The 16,856-nt window shown below is 68.2% G+C and carries 16 protein-coding genes; 5 read left to right on the top strand and 11 right to left on the bottom strand.

The annotated features are described in order from the left end of the window. Positions 1–516: 516 nt before the first annotated feature. Together betT and J2X52_RS11715 are read right to left on the bottom strand one after the other, a co-directional pair. Positions 517–2,535 (bottom strand): choline BCCT transporter BetT, encoded by a 2,019-nt coding sequence (gene betT, locus J2X52_RS11720; protein ID WP_310153337.1) that lies wholly within the window; start codon positions 2,533–2,535, stop codon positions 517–519. A gap of 125 nt (positions 2,536–2,660) precedes the next feature. Continuing rightward, positions 2,661–3,716: a hypothetical protein gene (locus J2X52_RS11715; RefSeq protein ID WP_310153335.1), complete on the bottom strand. Its 1,056-nt coding sequence runs from the start codon at positions 3,714–3,716 to the stop codon at positions 2,661–2,663. Positions 3,717–4,079: 363 nt separating this feature from the next. On the opposite strand from J2X52_RS11715, the gene J2X52_RS11710 reads away from it, so the two are divergent. From J2X52_RS11710 to J2X52_RS11700, 3 genes are read left to right on the top strand one after another with little or no spacing between them, the layout of a single operon-like run. Then, positions 4,080–4,364, top strand: a complete 285-nt coding sequence (locus tag J2X52_RS11710; protein ID WP_310153332.1) for a DUF4031 domain-containing protein — start codon at positions 4,080–4,082, stop codon at positions 4,362–4,364. 59 nt (positions 4,365–4,423) lie between these two features. Further along, on the top strand, positions 4,424–4,666 hold the full coding sequence (locus tag J2X52_RS11705; RefSeq protein WP_310153329.1) for a DUF3297 family protein: 243 nt from the start codon (positions 4,424–4,426) through the stop codon (positions 4,664–4,666). Positions 4,667–4,690: 24 nt separating this feature from the next. Continuing rightward, a complete protein-coding gene (locus tag J2X52_RS11700; RefSeq protein WP_310153326.1) occupies positions 4,691–5,065 on the top strand; it encodes a YciI family protein in 375 nt (124 codons plus the stop codon). Positions 5,066–5,110: 45 nt separating this feature from the next. On the opposite strand, the gene J2X52_RS11695 is transcribed toward J2X52_RS11700, so the two are convergent. Further along, the gene (locus J2X52_RS11695; protein WP_310153323.1) at positions 5,111–5,689 is read right to left on the bottom strand and encodes a DUF4410 domain-containing protein; all 579 of its coding nucleotides are present in this window, start codon (positions 5,687–5,689) and stop codon (positions 5,111–5,113) included. A 183-nt stretch (positions 5,690–5,872) separates the two neighbouring features. On the opposite strand from J2X52_RS11695, the gene J2X52_RS11690 reads away from it, so the two are divergent. Then, complete coding sequence (locus tag J2X52_RS11690) at positions 5,873–6,469, top strand: hypothetical protein (protein WP_310153321.1); 597 nt, start codon at positions 5,873–5,875, stop codon at positions 6,467–6,469. A gap of 83 nt (positions 6,470–6,552) precedes the next feature. On the opposite strand, the gene J2X52_RS11685 is transcribed toward J2X52_RS11690, so the two are convergent. From J2X52_RS11685 to J2X52_RS11655, 7 genes are all read right to left on the bottom strand, one after another. Continuing rightward, positions 6,553–7,854 carry a DUF58 domain-containing protein gene (locus tag J2X52_RS11685; protein WP_310153318.1) on the bottom strand — a complete coding sequence of 434 codons (1,302 nt, stop codon included), beginning with the start codon at positions 7,852–7,854 and terminating at the stop codon, positions 6,553–6,555. 34 nt (positions 7,855–7,888) lie between these two features. Next, positions 7,889–8,881 (bottom strand): MoxR family ATPase, encoded by a 993-nt coding sequence (locus tag J2X52_RS11680; protein WP_310153316.1) that lies wholly within the window; start codon positions 8,879–8,881, stop codon positions 7,889–7,891. Positions 8,882–8,905: 24 nt separating this feature from the next. Continuing rightward, positions 8,906–10,033 carry a DUF4350 domain-containing protein gene (locus tag J2X52_RS11675; RefSeq protein WP_310153314.1) on the bottom strand — a complete coding sequence of 376 codons (1,128 nt, stop codon included), beginning with the start codon at positions 10,031–10,033 and terminating at the stop codon, positions 8,906–8,908. Beyond that, entirely contained in the window at positions 10,033–11,643 is a 1,611-nt protein-coding gene (locus J2X52_RS11670) for a DUF4129 domain-containing protein (protein ID WP_310153311.1), read from the bottom strand. The genes J2X52_RS11675 and J2X52_RS11670 overlap by 1 nt, the downstream gene beginning before the upstream one ends. Then, a complete protein-coding gene (locus J2X52_RS11665; protein WP_310153308.1) occupies positions 11,633–12,634 on the bottom strand; it encodes a stage II sporulation protein M in 1,002 nt (333 codons plus the stop codon). Before J2X52_RS11665 ends, J2X52_RS11670 begins: the two co-directional genes overlap by 11 nt. Next, positions 12,631–13,314 (bottom strand): RDD family protein, encoded by a 684-nt coding sequence (locus tag J2X52_RS11660; protein ID WP_310153305.1) that lies wholly within the window; start codon positions 13,312–13,314, stop codon positions 12,631–12,633. Before J2X52_RS11660 ends, J2X52_RS11665 begins: the two co-directional genes overlap by 4 nt. Before the next feature lie 80 nt (positions 13,315–13,394). Next, positions 13,395–13,937, bottom strand: coding sequence for a gamma carbonic anhydrase family protein (locus J2X52_RS11655; protein WP_310153303.1), 543 nt, complete (start codon positions 13,935–13,937; stop codon positions 13,395–13,397). A gap of 60 nt (positions 13,938–13,997) precedes the next feature. Here J2X52_RS11655 and J2X52_RS11650 point away from each other — a divergent pair, with 60 nt between their 5' ends. After that, the gene (locus J2X52_RS11650; protein ID WP_310153300.1) at positions 13,998–15,407 is read left to right on the top strand and encodes a coniferyl aldehyde dehydrogenase; all 1,410 of its coding nucleotides are present in this window, start codon (positions 13,998–14,000) and stop codon (positions 15,405–15,407) included. A gap of 9 nt (positions 15,408–15,416) precedes the next feature. Here the strand turns inward: J2X52_RS11650 and J2X52_RS11645 are convergent, their stop codons facing one another. Then, the gene (locus tag J2X52_RS11645) at positions 15,417–16,784 is read right to left on the bottom strand and encodes an amidohydrolase family protein (protein ID WP_310153297.1); all 1,368 of its coding nucleotides are present in this window, start codon (positions 16,782–16,784) and stop codon (positions 15,417–15,419) included. Positions 16,785–16,856: the final 72 nt, after the last annotated feature.

Genomic DNA, 16,856 nt, shown 5'->3' with positions numbered 1-16,856 from the left:
CTGCGCGTGCGAGTCCCTTTTGGATGGACCCAAAAGGAACCAAAAGGTCCCTTCGCCGGACGCGAGCCGATGCGATGAAGCCGCATCGGTGCCCTGTGCTCCTCGCCTGACGCGGCACGCAGCCCAAACTCGCTACGCTCAGACATGGGCTGCTCTTCGGCCACGCCAGGCTCCGGTGCTCGGCTCGCTCTACGGCTCGATTCAAGTCAAAAGCTGAGTGCCAAGCCAAAAGCCAAAGCCAGGAGCAAGAGCAAAGGCAAGGCAAGGCAAAGAGTAACGGCAAGGGCAAAAGTCAAAGCCAACGGCAAAGGCAAAGCGGAAGCAGAAACTGAAGCCGTCACTCAGATCTTGAAACCCCAGTCCACGCCAGTCCCAGGCAGCGCGCTGCAACACCCATCGAATCGAATCAAAGAAAAGGCCGCGTGCAAACACGCGGCCTTTTCCGATCAAATCAACCGACGCGTGAGATCACCACGCCAGCACAGCCCCGCACATCCGCCCCGGGGCCATGCGCCCTCAGCGCACCACGCTGAGGAAGTGCATGTGGCGCTGGTACTGGTCGAGCACGTCGTGGATCAGTTCGTCCTTGCGCCAGCCCATGACGTCGTAGTCCTGCCCACCTTCGCGCAGATGCACCTCCGCGCGATAGAAGCGGTCGTCGTCGCGACGCTTGCGGCGCGGATCCTGCAGCATGAAGGTCGGCGGCTCGTACGGGATCGGGCGGACCGAATAGAAGAAGTCCATTTCTGCGCCATGTCCCACTTCCACCCAGACACGGCCGTCCTCGCCCTCCTCGACACGGACTTCGAGGCCCTGCTTGCGCAGCTCCGCGGCCACATCCTCCAGTGCGGGCTTCACCTGGCCGGACAGGAACGCGAGCACTTCCTTCTGTGGCGGGTTGTGCGACAGCGCGCGCAGTCGCACCTTCCAGTCGCCGCCACCACCGATACCGACCGGCGCGATGCGCGCATCCCGCATGCTGTTGCGCTTGACCATTTCGAGCCGCATCGCCCGCACCATGCCCCAGCACATCAGGATCATGACCACGGTGAATGGCAATGCCGAGGCGATCGTGCCGGCCTGCAGCGCACTCAACCCGCCTGCGATCAGCAGCGCGATCGCGATCGCGCCGACCAGCAGCGCCCAGAAGATCCGCTGCCATACCGGGGACTCTTCTTCGCCCTTCGACGACAGCATGTCGATGACCAGCGCGCCCGAGTCGGCCGAGGTCACGAAGAAGATCACCACCAGCAGCGTCGCGATACCCGAGGTCAGCGTCGACAGCGGGTAGTCTTCGAGGAACTGGAAGATCGCCACCGAGCTGTCGGCCGACACCGCGGCCACCAGTTCCGTCGAGCCCTCGACCATGACCTGGTACAGCGCGCTGTTGCCGTAGATCGTCATCCACAGGAACGTGAAGCCCAGCGGCACCAGCAGCACGCCGACCACGAACTCACGGATCGTGCGGCCACGCGAGATGCGCGCGATGAACATGCCCACGAACGGCGACCAGGCGATCCACCAGCCCCAGTAGAACAGCGTCCAGCCACCCAGCCATGTCGGGCGCTGATCGTAGGCGTAGAGGTTGAACGTCATCGAGAACACGTTGGAGATGTACATGCCGGTGTTCTGCACGAAGGCCTGCAGCAGATACACCGTCGGTCCCATGACCAGCACGAACGCCAGCAGGGCGACCGCCATGATCATGTTGAACTCCGACAGCCGGCGCACGCCGCGGTCGAGGCCGGTGAATACCGATCCGGTGGCGATCAGGATGATGCCGGCGATCAGCACAACCTGGACATTGGTGCTCACCGTGACGCCGAACAGGTAATTCAGACCGGAATTGATCTGGATCACGCCCAGACCCAGCGACGTCGCCAGGCCGAAGATCGTGCCGAGCACCGCGAACGTGTCGACCGCATGGCCGATCGGGCCGTAGATGCGATCACCGATCAGCGGATACAGCGACGAGCGGATGCGCAGCGGCAGGCCGTGGCGGTAGGAGAAGTAGGCCAGCGACAGCGCGACCACCGCATAGATCGCCCATGCGTGTACGCCCCAGTGGAAGAAGGTGATGCGCATTGCCTGGCGCGCCGCCATCACCGTTTCCGCATCCCCGACCGGCGGATCGGCGTAATGCATGATCGGCTCGGCCACACCGAAGAACATCAGTCCGATGCCCATGCCGGCCGCGAACAGCATCGCGAACCACGTGGGATAGCTGTAATCGGGCGTGCTGTGATCCGGGCCCAGCTTCAGCCGACCGAAGCCGCTGACCGCCATGCCGATGATGAAGACCAGGAAGCCGGCGACCGCGAGGATCGTGAACCAGCCCGCGTCCACGGCCACCCATTCCTTGGCGGCGTTGAATGCGGTCTCCGACGCATCCGGGGCGATAAACGACAACGCGACCAGGATCAGGATGATCAACGCGGACGGATAGAACACGGGTCCGAGGATCCGCGCGTGCCAGGCTTCAGGCGGCGGGACGGAGTCGGGAGCAGTGCCGGGGCGCTGCGTGGGATCGTTCATGGAATTTCCTCATGACGGAACGACGATGCCGTGACAGAAGCTGCCGCAGCCCCGGAAATGTCCGGGTGATGCAACGCCGCACACGCGACGCGTGGCAGCCAAGGCGCGGACGCCCCGGCCGCGGATCAGAAATAGAACCCGATGTTGACGTTGAGCCGCGAGTGCCAGCCATCGTTGGCCGGGTCGCGCACGCCGATGCCGGGACCACCGGCGAACCACATGTTCTTGCCGGCAATCCAGTCGACGTAGGTCAGCATCACGCCCTTGCCGAAACTGCAGCCGGTGACGTTCTGGATCGAATCACGCAGACCGGGATCGTGGCCGACCGGCAGCGTCGCGCTGGCGTTGTTGTAGCAGGTGATGCTGTCGAACCAGCCGGTGCGCTGCACCTCATATGCAACGTTGAAGGTCGGCACATCGGCCTGTGACGCGATCTCGAACGGAAACATGAAGGCCGACATCGCGATGCGCGATTCCGGATTGTCGTAGCGGTAGCGCGCCCACTGCGCCTGCAGCGTCAGCGGACCGCGGACCCATTGCCCGTGGACGGCACCGCCGGTGTGATCATGCTTGCCGCCGTCGACGCGGTTTTCGATGCGCCCGGCGAATGCCGATGCACCCCAGGTCGTTTCCCATCCGCCCGCCTCGCTGCTGTGCTCGTAGCGCACGATGCCGCGCTCGCGTTCGCGATAGGGCAGATCGTCGGTGGTCGCGACGTCGAAAGAATAGCGGTCGAAATTCGCACCGGTGCCGTATTCGTCGCCCGCGAACACGCCCGCGTGCCACTGGTGCGCGCCGGACTGGCGCTGCCAGACCACGCCGAGGTCGTAATCGTCCTCGAGCCCCAGGTAATAGCCCGAGCCGAACCAGAAGCTGTGCGAGGCGGTCGGCAGCAGACCGAACGGCACCTGCTGGATGCCGGCGCGGATGTCCGAAGTGGCGCCGTCGCTGCCGTCTTCAAGCTTCCAGCCCGCGTAGGCGTGGTGCACGGCGTCGAAACCGTCGTACCAGCGGTACTGCAGCGAGAAGAACGCGGGACCGGCGTTGCCGCGTGCGTCGATGCGGGCGAGCTCGGGCTCGAAGCCGCTGCTGGGCCCGTAATCGAGCCACCCGTAATTGAAGCGGACCGCGCCGCCGAGTTCGAAACCGGGTGTTTCGTCGGCGCTGTCCTCAGCCGACACTGCAGGCGCCGCAGTCGCAAAAACACCACACAACAACCATTTGAAACCGCGCGAAATCACGACGGGTCGGCCCTCCTCGATTAACTCGTATATGCGATGCAGACCGGCCATCTTAACGATTTCTGCACGAACCCCCAAATTGACGAAGTTTCGAAACGGCAGAAATTGGCTTGAAAACAGGGGTTTCCACGCGTCCATAGAAATGCAACGCGCACGCGCCTGCACTCGCCGGACGCAGTATCTGCAGGCGAAGGTGCAGCGGTGACCAGAATTCGATGGCAGGCGCAAAGCCCAATGCATGCGTCGCCACATGCGCCGGTTATCATCCGTGCACGGCGATGATGCCGATGTGCAGGCGCGGTCATGACCGTATATGTCGACGATGCGGTCCACCCTTGGCGCGGCGAGCGCTGGGCGCATCTGCTCGCCGACACGCTCGACGAACTGCATGCCTTCGCCGCACTGCTGGGCATACCGCGACGCGCCTTCCAGGACCGGACCAGCGGTGCGCATTACGATGTGACCGCGGCGATGCGCGAACGCGCGATCGCGCTGGGCGCGCTGCCGATCTCGCGTCACCACGATCGCGCGCTGGTACGCGCGGTGATCGCGAACGCGCGTCGGCAGGGGCGCGGCGAAGCGCCCTAGGTGAAGCCTGCTCGCGCGGGCGGTATCCTGCGCGCAGTTTCCATACGCATCCCGACGCCATGACCGACGCACCGCCCGACCGCCTGTCCAATGATCCACGCAGCCCGCACTACAACGAGGCGGCGATGAATCGCGGCATCGGTATCCGCTTCAACGGCAATGAGCGTCGCGACGTCGAGGAGTATTGCGTCAGCGAAGGCTGGATCCGCGTCGCCGCCGGCCGTGCGCTCGATCGCCGTGGCCAGCCGCTGACCGTCAAGTTGCGCGGCACCGTGGAGCCCTACTTCCACCTGGAAGCCTGACCCGCCCATCCGAGGACGCGCCCGATGCAGTATCTGCTGCTGATCTACACCGACGACACCCTGCTCGACGGTCTGGCCGAGGGCGAGTACGACACGATGATGCGCGGCTGCCTGCAGCATGCCGATGCGCTGCAGGCCGAGGGCACGTTGCTGGGTTTCCAGCAGCTGGAACATGCGTCCACCGCGAAGACCGTGCGCACGCGCGGCGGTCGCACGCAGGTGTTCGACGGCCCGTTCTCCGAGACCAAGGAAATGCTCGCCGGCTTCAACCTGATCGAAGCCGACAGCGAGGAAGAGGCGCTGCGCATCGCCCGCGAGTTCCCGTGGGCCCGCACCGGCAGCATCGAAGTTCGGCCGGTGCGTGATGTCGGCGCAGTGCGCGCCCGCGTCGGCGCCTGAGACGGCGCGCAACCACACAGCGCGCAGCGACGCCGCCTGCCGCGATCAGCCGCCGCGCGCCTCCGCGACAATCTGGTCAGTGATCGCCTGCACCTGCTTGACCGTCATCGGCGCAAAGATGCCCTGCCACGCACTCGATGTGGTGTCGTAGGTCCGCGTGGCCGCGACCTTGCCGCCGGGCACTTCGATGAACTGCGCGTTGGCCTTGATGTGCGCGTTGCCGGTCATTACGCCGAGGCCGTAGCGGGCGCCGGTGGAGACGTAACGATAGCTGTCGACGCGCACGACCACGACCACACCCGACGGGTCCAGCGACGCAGGCCGGCTGTCGCGCACGCTGCCCTGGATGCCGGCCGCGGTGGCCGAAGCGCGGATCGCGTCGTTCCACAGCGCGCGAAATTCGGCCCAGTCTTCCTGCGCGCGCGCGGTGTCGCTGCCCTCCACCACCAGCACGACCTGGCCCACATCGCCATTGATCGCGACCGGATCGACCGGCGCGGCATTGGGCCGCTGCACCGTTGCCGCGCAAGCGGACAGCAGCGCTGCGGCGGAGAGCAGGGCGAGCGAACGGAAGATGCGCGGCAGACGCGCCGCGGACGGAACCACCGGGGTACGGATATGCATGGCAAGGCCTCATCAATGGATGGCATTGCGCGACCCTGGGACGCTCCCCCTGCGCGGCGTCCGTTGCGCGCTGTTCGGTTCTAGCCTTCACATCATTCAGTTCCGGTGAAAGCGTCAGGCACTTGGCGCGCCTGCCGAGACTGTGGAGACTCGACGCTTCGATCACCGACACAGGACGTCGTCATGGATCCAGACTGGCTCAACGGCGTCATCCGTAATTTTCGCGATTCCGGCGCCGTTTTGCCGGCATTCGACCGGCGTCTGGATGCCCTCACCGGCGACACGGATCAGCACGAATCCGTTCCTGACGACAGCTCCGATCACGAGATCCGTGCCGAGGCAGCGAGCTTTGTTCTTCATGCCATTCGCGACTCGCTTCATGACCACATCCTCTCCGAAACGGAGGCGGATGCGATCGAGGCGCTGAAGTACGGTCTTGGCCTTGACGAAGGTGACTTGCAGGCGCTGCAGCACGTGCGGACGCGTGATTTCCTGTCGTCGGAGATCGAATCGATGCTCGCCGATGGCGCGATCGACGATTCGGAATCCTTGCGGAAATCTGGTCTACAGCGCGCACTTGGCTTGGGCTACGACCAGTTCCTGTTTCTGGCGCAGGACGGAATGCGACCTGCGGTCGAGCGGATTCTGGAAGACGCGCGACACGAGCGTCGACATGGCGGCGGCAGTCCTTCGCTCGATCGCCTCAAACGCTTGCGCACGTTCGTGCGGATTGATTTCGACGCGCTCGAAGCAATCTGGCCGAATGCACCCAGAGGCTGAGCCTCTTCATTTCGCAACTCGCGCGCTGGCGCCTTCCCCGCGTGCGGTGGAAGGGCCATTCGACGCCCGGCTACGCTGACCCCTCAGAGCAATCCGTCGCGCTTCACCGCCAGGTAGCGCTCGACCAGCGCCGACGGCAGTTCCGCACCCGTGACATCCAGCACGGCGACGCGATGATTGCGCAGTGCATCGTGGGCGGCCTTGCGCTGGGCGAGGTAGCGTGCGGTGGCGCCGGCGCGGACCGCGTCGTCGTGGTCGAGGACGTCGCTCGAGAGCACGTCGTCGAGTGCGCGTTCGCGCAGGGACGCGACGACGACCAGATGCCGCTTCTGCAGCATGCGCACCGCAGCCAGCACGTCCTCGATGTCCTCGTCGCGCAGGTTGGTCACCAGCATCAGCAAGCCGCGGCGGCGCTGGCGCAGCGACAGTTCGGTCGCCGCAGCGAGATAGTCGGTGGCGACGGGCTGCGGCTGCAGGTCGTGGCTGATGCGCAGCAATGTGTCGACCGCGCCCATGCCGCGCTGGGGCGCCATCCAGCGGCTCTCGCCGCCGGTCGCGAACAGGCCCACCGCATCGCCCTGGCGCAGCGCGAGATAGGACACCACCAGCGCCGCATCGAGCGCGTGGTCGAAGTGCGACAGCGCGCCATCCTGGGCGAGCATGCGGCGGCCGGTGTCGAGCACGACGACGAGCTGCTGGTTCTTCTCGTCCTGGTACTCGCGCGAGATGAGCTTGCGGGCGCGCGAACTCGCCTTCCAGTCGATCTGGCGCAGGCTGTCGCCGACGCGATACTCGCGCATCTGGTGGAAATCGGTGCCCTCGCCGCGACGGCGCTTGATGTGCGCGCCGACCAGACGCGAGGCGCGGTCAGCGCTGAGCAGGGCGAAGCGGGTCAGCGGTGCAAAATTCGGAAACACGCGCACCTGGTGGCGGGTGCCGGCCTCGCGCCGCTGCCGCCATAGCGCGAGCGGTGAGCGCAGCCGCAGTTGCACGCCTTCGAACACCGCCGCGCCACGCATGTCGGGCTGCAGGGTGTAGTCGACGCGCGACACGGTATCCGGCGTCAGCCGCAGACGTCGCGGCAGGCCGTCGACGCGCCAGCCCGGCGGGTGCAGATCGAACACCTCGACGTGCTGGACCTGGCGGCTGCCTTCGATCTGCAGCGACACGGGCCGCGCGATGCCGATCGGCCAGGCTTCGGCCATCGTGCGCACCACGTCCGGCGTCGGGCGCCGCAGCAGCAGCACGAGATCGACGATCGACAGCAGCAGCAGCGCCGTGCCGAACGCATTCCACGGCAGCACTGCCGCAGGCCACAGCGACGCCGCCACACCGCCCAGGCCCCAGACGACCAGCAGCACGACGAGGACGATCGTCGGCCTCATGCGCGGCGGCTCGCGTGCGGGCGTCGCGACGGACTCACTTGCGCGGCGCTTCCACGCGCGCGAGCAGCGCCTGCAGCACCTGGTCGGCATCCTGACCTTCGATCTGCAGTTCCGGCGCCAGCGCGATGCGATGGCGCAGCGCCGGGGTCGCGATCTCGCGGATGTCGTCGGGCGTGACGAAGTCGCGACCCGACAGCACCGCCTGCGCCCGCGCCGCGCGCACCAGCGCGAGGCTGCCGCGCGGCCCGGCGCCGAGTGCGATGCCCGGCCATTTGCGCGTGGCCGCAGCGATGCGCACCGCGTAGTCGATCACCGCCGCATCGACGACGGTCGCGGCGGTGCCCTGCTGCAACGCGACGATCTCGCCCGGCTGCAGCACGGTCTCAAGTTGCGACAGGTCGAAATCGGCCGCGACCTTGCCGCTGCTGATCGCGGTCACCATCGCGACTTCGTCCGCGTGCTCGGGATAGTCGATCAGCACCTTCAGCAGGAAGCGGTCGAGCTGCGCTTCCGGCAGCGGATACGTGCCTTCCTGCTCCACAGGATTCTGCGTCGCGAGGGTCATGAAGGGCGGCGGCAATTCGAAACTGTGGCCTTCGATCGTGACCTGCTGTTCCTGCATGGCTTCCAGCAGAGCGGACTGGGTCTTGGCCGGCGCGCGGTTGATCTCGTCGGCGAGCAGCAGGTTGGTGAAGATCGGACCGCGACGGACCACGAAGGTCTCGCTCTTGGTGTCCCAGACCGCATGACCGCTGACATCGCTGGGCATCAGGTCGGGCGTGAACTGCACGCGCGCGAAGTTGCAGCCGAGCACCGCCGACAGCGCGCGCACCAGCAGCGTCTTGCCGAGGCCGGGCACGCCTTCGATCAGCACGTGACCGCCCGCGAGCAGCGCGACCAGGATCTGGTCGAGCACTTCGGGCTGGCCGATGAAGGCCTTGGAAACTTCGTCGCGCACGGCGGCGACACGCGCAGCAAGGGCGTCGCCGGTGAGCGGTGCGGACGGGGGCGCGGGCAGCTCGGTCATGTTCCAGCTCTCATGGGATGGGTCTCACAGTTGGTTTCGCATCTGGACGAGTCGGGCGATGCGCTGGCGGAAGGCCTTCGCATCCTCGGGCCGGGGCGCCTGCAGCGCGTGGCGGACCTCGTGCGGCGACAGGCCGGTGCTGGCGGCGATGGCCTCGATGCCGGCCTCGCCTTCGAGCGCGGCGGCGAGCGGATCGCGCCGGCGCAGTCGGTCGAGGAAGGCGGCGCGCACCGCGTCGTAGAGCAGGGGCGCGCGACCGTAACGCACGAGATGTTCGCCGCTCGCGGTCACGTGTTCGAGCAGCGCGCGACGCGCGACGGGGGGCGCCGGCAGCACCGGGCCGAGTCGCTGGGTGCGCATCCACAGCCATGCGAGCAGCGCCAGCAGCAGGGGGCCCCATGCCATCCAGCCGCGGGTGAGGATCTGGTACCACAGCGGCGGCACGCTGGCGGCATAGACCAGGTGCACGGTGCCCGCGCCCCAGTTCGGCGCCAGCAGTTGCCGGGTCAGCAGCGCGTGCGGCACTTCGCGCAGATCGGCGTTGCGCATGAAGTCGAAGTCGGCAAGCACGTCGATGGTGCCCGCGCCATGCGCCAGACGTGCGAACACCAGTCCCTCTTCATCCCCATCACCCCATTCCAGCAGCGGTTCGTCATCGACCAAGAACCGGCGCCCGTTGCAGAACTCGACATGGCCACCCTGCCCGGTCACCAGCAGGGGCTCGCAGCGCGTACGACCGTCGACGACATGCACACCGACACGTTCGAGCAGGTCTTGCGCGCGCACGGCCTGCTCCGTGCGCTTGCGCGGCAGCGGCGTGCGCACCAGCAGATGTCCGCCGCCATCGACCCAGCCCAACAGGGTCTCGACCTCGGAAGGCAGCAGGGTCCGCGGTTCGTTGTAGAGCAGTACGGTATCGCGCGGACCCAGCGCGACACTGGACAGCTGCAGGCGTTGGCGCGAGACCGCCTCGACGCCATCGGCGCGCAACGTTTCGCGCAACGCGTAGAGCGGGTTGTAGGCGGCCTCGCCGCGCGGCGGCAGGTCGACGGTTTCCGGTACGCGCTCGTGCGTGTGCAGGAACCAGCCGACGCCCAGCGCGATGACCAGCGCGCCCAGTGCGGCGAGTGCGATGCGGACAGGCCAGCGCATCAGGCCGACCATCCGAAACGCGGCGCCAGGCGCGTCAGCAGCGCGTCGAGGCCGGCGTCGTCCGGTAGCCGCTGCCCGTATGCGGCGCGCTGCCACACACGCACCATCTCGGCGAACGCATCGCGGTCTTCGACCTCGGGCAGGCGACGCGAGGCGCGCAGGACCTGTGCCTCGGTCGCACCCGGCACCAGCGTCACGCCGGCGCGCGCGACCATGGCCTCGACGCAGCCGCGATACAGCAGCGCCAGTGCCCGGCGATGCCGGCCCTCGGCCCACAGGCGGCGGACTTCCGACACCAGATCCTCGGGCAGCGCCTCGGGCGGCGGCGGCGCGGCTTCGACCACGATCTCGCTGGGCGCGCGCACCGGGCGCAGCGTGTCGCGCATCCACGGCCACCAGTGACGCGCGGTCCAGGCCAGCACGCCGACCACGATCGCAAGCACGATCCACATCCCGTACTCGGCGATCAGGGCGAAGGCCTGGGCGATGCCTGCGAGTAAGCCCGAGTTCGATTTGGCCCGGCTCTTCGCGTCTTCCTTCTTTTTCTCGTCGACGTTCTTCCGCTGCCAGCGCATGACCTCGCGCTTGTTGTCGAGCAGCGGATCCGCATAGGCACGTTCGATCGCCCGCTCGAAGGATGCCCCGCCCTCGACCTGTCCGAACACCTGCGGCAGGGTGGCGACCTGCGCCTGCCCGGCCGGATCGTCCCTGCGCGCGTCGGGACGCCAGGTCTTGGTCGGATTGATCTCCCGCGTGCCGTCATCGCTGGCGGTCGCCGGATCCTGCGCATGCCCGGATACCGGCGCCAGCATCAGTCCGGCGAGCAGCAGGCCGAGCATCAGCGTCGCCGCCGGCGCCAGACGCGTGCGCAGGCGCCGGAACGCGATCTCCAGATCCCAGGCTTCCAGCTGCGTGCGGCGGTTGAGATACAAACCGAAGCCTGCGCCGATGTAGAACGGCTCAACCAGTCCGATCGCCATCCAGAACGCGAGATTGCCCAGCACCTGCACCCAGCGCGGCGGCTGTTCGGAGACCAGCGCCCACATCGCGCGCGCCGATTCGGACAGCAACTCGGTCGGCACGAACATCAGCACCAGGGTGCTCAGCGACAGCAGCAGTGCGGTGACGAACAACTGGCAGGTGACGGTGAGCAGCAGCGCATGCCCGCCGATGCCGTCGGCCAGCAACCGACGCCGCTGCGCGAGCGGCGCGCCGGACAGGCCTTCGAGCAGATCCACCGGCAGCGTGGCCGCGCGCCAGGGACTGAAGCGGCGCCAGGTCAGATGGCCGATCAGCGGCCGCCAGCCCCAGCGCCACTGCGCCGCGAGCGTGGCCCGCACGCCAGGCGCCGCCCCGAACACTGCGCGCGACAGCACGAACAGCGGCACCCGGTCGAACACCGGCTTGAGCCACCACAGCGCGAGCGCCGCGAGCCACAGCTGGTCGATCGCCCAACCCAGCGCGTTGAGCGCCACGAACACCGGCAGGCCGAGCAGCAGCGAGGGCACCCAGATCGCACGCGCATGCCGGCGCACCAGCGCATTGCCGAGCTCCATCGCTTCCCAGGCCGAGCGTGGTCGCAGTTCCACCTGCACCGTCTCAACGCGCATCGACCACCCCGCGACCGCCGCGCCACAGCCACAATCCGGTCAGCAGCCACAGCCCGCCGCCGACGCCGAACTTGATCGGATCTGGAATCGCGCCGGTCGACGACCAGAACGCCTCGACGAACGCCGCGAACACCAGCATGAAGAGGATGCCCAGGCACAGCCGGCCACCGTCGCGTCCGGCCTGCACCAGCGCATCGATCCGGCGCAGCTGGCCCGGTGCCACCAGTGCCAGTCCCAGGCGCAGCCCGCCGGCCCCGGCGATGACGATCGCGGTGAGCTCCGGCGCTGAATGGCCGACGACGAAGCGCCAGAACGGACCGCCATGGCCGATCGCCTGCAGATGGCCGGCGACGGTGCCGATGAACACCCCGTTGAGGAGCAGCACGAAGATCGTGCCGATGCCCGCCAGCAGGCCGCTGGCGAAGGTGCGGAAGCCGATGCTGACGTTGTTCCAGATGTAATAGCCGAACATCTCCATGTCGCTCTGGCTCTCGCGCGTGAAGCGCTCGGCTGCGCGCGCCGGGTCGTACATGGCTTCCATCTGCGCCAGCTGGGCGGGCGACATCACCCCGTATGCGAGCTCGGGCCAGAACTGGATCAAGGTGTACATCAGCACCAGCGGCAGCGCGAACAGCACCAGCGAGGCCCATAGGCAGCCGCGTTGCGCACGCACGAGATGCGGGAAATCGGCAAGTAAAAAGCGCAGCACACGCCGCCATGGCGGCGGTGGCGGGCGATAGAGCACGTTGTGGCCGCGCTGCATCAACGCCTGCAGCCGCGCGGTGACCTGCGGGCTGTACCCGCGACGGCGCGCGAGTGCCTGTTGCTGGCACAGGCGGCGATAACGCGAGGGCAGATCCTCGTCGCCCAGGCCGTCCCATTCGCGACGCGAGGCGCGCGCGCGTCGCGGACTGCCTGCGCGGGCATCAAGCCAGCGCTCGAACGCATCCCACTCGGGCTCATGGCGGGCGACGAAGGCGTCCTGCCTCATGCGCGCCGTCCCAGCAGCCAGTTCGCCACGCCCAGCAGCCGCAGCACGCCGGTCTCGCCAGCCGCGCCGGTGACCGGGGTGACGATATCGGCCAGTTCCCGCTGGCGCTCGCCGGTCAGTGCATGTGCGCGTTCGGCGAACGCGATCACTGCGAGCTGTTCGTGCGCCTGCAACGGCGCTGCCGGCACCTGCGGCGCGATCTGCAGCGCGTCGATGCGCGTGCGCTCGCGCGATGCGTGGATCACCAGCGTGCCGGCGACCATGTCACCCAGGCGCCGGCTCCAGGGATCGGCGAGGCTTGCGACCAGACCGGCGCCATAGCCGAACGGCAGCATGTCGACGGTGCGCATCAGGTTGCGCACGAAGCTCGCCATCCAGCCGATCGGCGCACCGTCGGCCGACACCACGCGCAGGCCCAGCGCACGCTTGCCCGGGGTCTGCCCGCCGTACAGCGCCTCGAAGACCACCGGATAGGCCCAGAACACGACGAACAGCACGATCATGTAGACGCCCGAGCCGAACTTGCCGAGCACGCCGAGCACGACCGCGATCGCAAACAGCAGCGCGCCGCGGATCGCGAGATCGATCAACCACGCCACCGCACGCGGCACCGGACCGGCGGCCGGCAGACGCAGCGCGACGCCTTCGGGCGTGTGGACCTCGCGCACGGTATCGAGCATCAGGCGCCGCGGCCCCGTGCGGTGATGCGCCTGCGCGCGTTGTCGCTGTACGTCATGTGTCGTCTGCGTCCCTGCTCTGCTCAGCCCGCCAGCGCGGCGAGGTATTCGTCCTTGAGGCGCACATAGTGCGCGGCGCTGTAGTACAGGCCTTCGATCTGCGCATCGTCGAGCGTGCGCACGCAGCGCGCCGGATTGCCGACCCACAGTTCGCCTGCGCCCACCACCTTGCCCGGCGACACCACGGCGCCGGCGGCGACGAAGGCGTGCTTCATCACCACGGCGCCATCGAGCACCAGCGCGCCCATGCCGATCAACGCCGCGTCCTCGATCGTGCAGGCGTGGATCACCGCCTTGTGACCGATGGTGACGTCGCTGCCGATCAGGGTTGGAAACCCGCCGCGCTTGGCATGCGGGCCGGCATGGCTGACGTGGATCACGGTGCCGTCCTGCACGCTGGTGCGCGAACCGATGCGCACGTGGTTGACGTCGCCACGGATCACCGTCGCCGGCCACACGGACACATCGTCGCCAAGCGCGACATCGCCGATCACGGTCGCCGCCGGATCCACGTAGACGCGTGCGCCGAGCGTCGGTGCAATGTTCCGGTAGGGTCTGAGGTCCATCGCCGAAGTTTACCTGCGGCTCCACAGGATTGCCGCGGCACCCGCGGCTACACTGCGGCGATGGATGCCGCCTTGCCCGCTTCGACGCCCCTCGCCGACCTGCAACCGACGCTCGATGCGCTGCGCGCGGTCTGGCGCAGCCATCGCCCCGATGCCGCGCAGCGCCGCGACGATCTCGCCCGTCTGCGCGCTGCATTTGCGCGTCGTCTCGACGAGATGGCCGATGCGATCTCGGCCGATTTCGGTCACCGCGCGCGCGCCGAATCGCTGATCGCCGACGGCATGACCGTGCTGTCGGAGATCGATGCGCTGCGCGGCCATCTGCGCGGCTGGATGCGCCCGCGCCGGGTCGGCGCCGGCTGGAAGCTGTGGCCGGCGCGCGCCGAAGTACGGCCGGTGCCGCTGGGCGTGGTCGGCGTGATCGCGCCATGGAACTACCCGGTGAATCTGGCGTTGATTCCGCTGGCGACCGCGATCGCCGCCGGTAATCACGTCTATCTCAAGCCGTCCGAACATACGCCGCGCAGCAGCGCGTTCCTGCGTTCGCTGCTGGCCGAAGTGTTTCCGCCTGACCGCGTCGCCGTCGCACTGGGCGATGCCGACATCGGCGCTGCGTTCGCGGGTCTGCCGTTCGACCATCTGGTGTTCACCGGCTCGACCGCCGTAGGCCGCAAGGTCATGGCCGCGGCGGCGCCCAACCTCACCCCGCTGACACTCGAACTCGGCGGCAAGTCACCGGCGATCGTCTGCCCCGGCTATCCGCTCGACAAGGCCGCGTCGCGTCTGGTCACCGGCAAGCTGTTCAATGCCGGCCAGACCTGCATCGCGCCGGACTACGTGCTCGTCGATGCCGCGCGCCGTGATGCGCTGCTCGAGGCGCTGCGTTTCGAAGTGCAGGGCCGCTATGCCGATGCCGGTGCGCGGGCGGCGGACTACACGCACATCGTCAGCGACGCGCAGCACGCGCGACTGACCGGCCTGATCGACGATGCGCGTGCACGCGGCCTGACCGTGCTGCCGCTGCTCGAGGTCGAAGGCACGCGCGCACTCGCGCCGACGCTGATCGTCGAACCCGGCGACGACGCCGAGGTGATGGGCGAGGAGATCTTCGGGCCGATCCTGCCGGTGCTGTCCTACCGCACGCTCGACGAGGCCATCGCCTTCGTCGAAGCACGCGACCGGCCTCTGGCGCTGTATCCCTTCGGCGACCGCGCCCAGGCGGAAGTCATCCTCGCCCGCGCCGTCGCCGGCGGCGTAACCGTCAACGACACCCTGCTGCACTTCGCCGCGAATCGCCTGCCGTTCGGCGGCGTCGGTCCCAGCGGCATGGGCGCGTATCACGGGCGCGCGGGCTTCGATGCAATGACCAAGGCGCTGCCGGTGCTGTGGCAGTCTCGCTTCGCGGTGAGCGACTGGCTGCGCCCGCCCTATGCGCGGATCGCGACGCTCATCGACCGCCTGGTACGGTGAGCCACGCGCTCAGCGCGGCGACGCACGCTGCAGCAGGTCGCGTGCGGATTGCTGCGCGGCCTCGCGCAGTTGCGGCAGGTCGACATCGCGCAGTGCGCCCTCCGTCTTCACCAGCACGCCGTCGACGATGACCGTGCGCACGTCCGACGGCGACGCCGAATAGACCAGCAGCGCCGCGGGGTCGCCGCCGCCGAACCCGGCCATCTGCAGCGAATCGGCTGCGATCACCTGCAGGTCGGCGCGCTTGCCGGGCACCAACGTGCCGGTGATCGCGCCCAGGCCCAGCGCGTCGGCACCGCGGCATGTCGCCAGCTCGAGCAGCGCGCGCGGGTCGACGACAGTTTCGTCGCGCGCCTCGCCACTCCAGGTCAGCGCCGCGAGGCGCATCGTCGCGAACATGTCGCCGCGGCCGGCCAGTGCATTGCCATCAATGCCGAGCCCCTGCCGGCGCACGGCGGCGAAGTGATCGATCCGGGTCGGGCCGTAGCCGACGCGGTGCTCGCTGATCGGCGTCAGCGACAGCGCGCCGCCCGCCGCCTCCAGCGCCCGCAACTGCGTCGGTGTCGCATCGGTCGCATGGACCAGGCTGAGGTCCGGTGCGAGCAGGTCGCGCGCGATCAGCGCATCGAAGATCGGCCCGGGTTCGACGCTGACGTGCACCTGGATCGGCAGACCCAGTGACTGCGCGGTGGCGCGCTCGTGCATGCGCATCGCCCAGTTGTCCGCGTCGGCGCGATCGCGCGGCAATCGCCAGGCCAGACCCATCCGCACACGTGCATCCTCGCCGCGCGCGGCCGCGAGTTCCGACAGATGGGCGACGTCGATGGGATGCCGCGTGCTCTTGTCCGGCCCGCCGTAATACAGCACTGCGCGGATGCCGGCCGCGTCCAGCGCCTGCAGGCCGGCCTCGCCGTGCGCCGGCGAGCGCACGTTGTCGAAGAAGTCGCCGGTCGTGGTGATGCCGCCGTCGAGCAGTTCCAGCGCGCCGATGTGCATCGCGATGCGCACATCGTGGGGCGTCATCGACGGCGCCAGCGATTCGGCCGTGTCGAAATAGGCGCCGTCGGCGTTGCGGAACTGACCGCGCATCGTGGTCGTATACAAATGCGAATGGGTGTCGACGAAGCCGGGCAGCACGTAGGCGCCTTCGGCATCGATCACGCGCGCATCGCCCGGTTCGAGATCCGGGCCGACCGCGACGATGCGACCATCGCGCACCAGCACATCCGCGCGCGGCAGATCGCCGACCTCGGGATCCATCGTCAGCACGTGGCCGTTGCGCACCAGCAGCGCGCCGGTCTCGCTGGCCGGGCTCGCTGCAGCGGGCATCGCCAGTGCCAGCAGCGTGGCTGCCAGGGGAATCGTCGGGAATCGCATCGGAGATCGCTCGGCTCGCCGGGGTCGACAGCGTCGCGCACCGCCCGTGCACGCGGGGTGCCGATGCCGGTG

The organism is Luteimonas sp. 3794, from assembly GCF_031456825.1.
Lineage (GTDB): Bacteria > Pseudomonadota > Gammaproteobacteria > Xanthomonadales > Xanthomonadaceae > Luteimonas.
The sequence above is the reverse complement of the archived record's forward strand: the minus strand, read 5'-3'. Positions and strand labels throughout refer to the sequence as shown.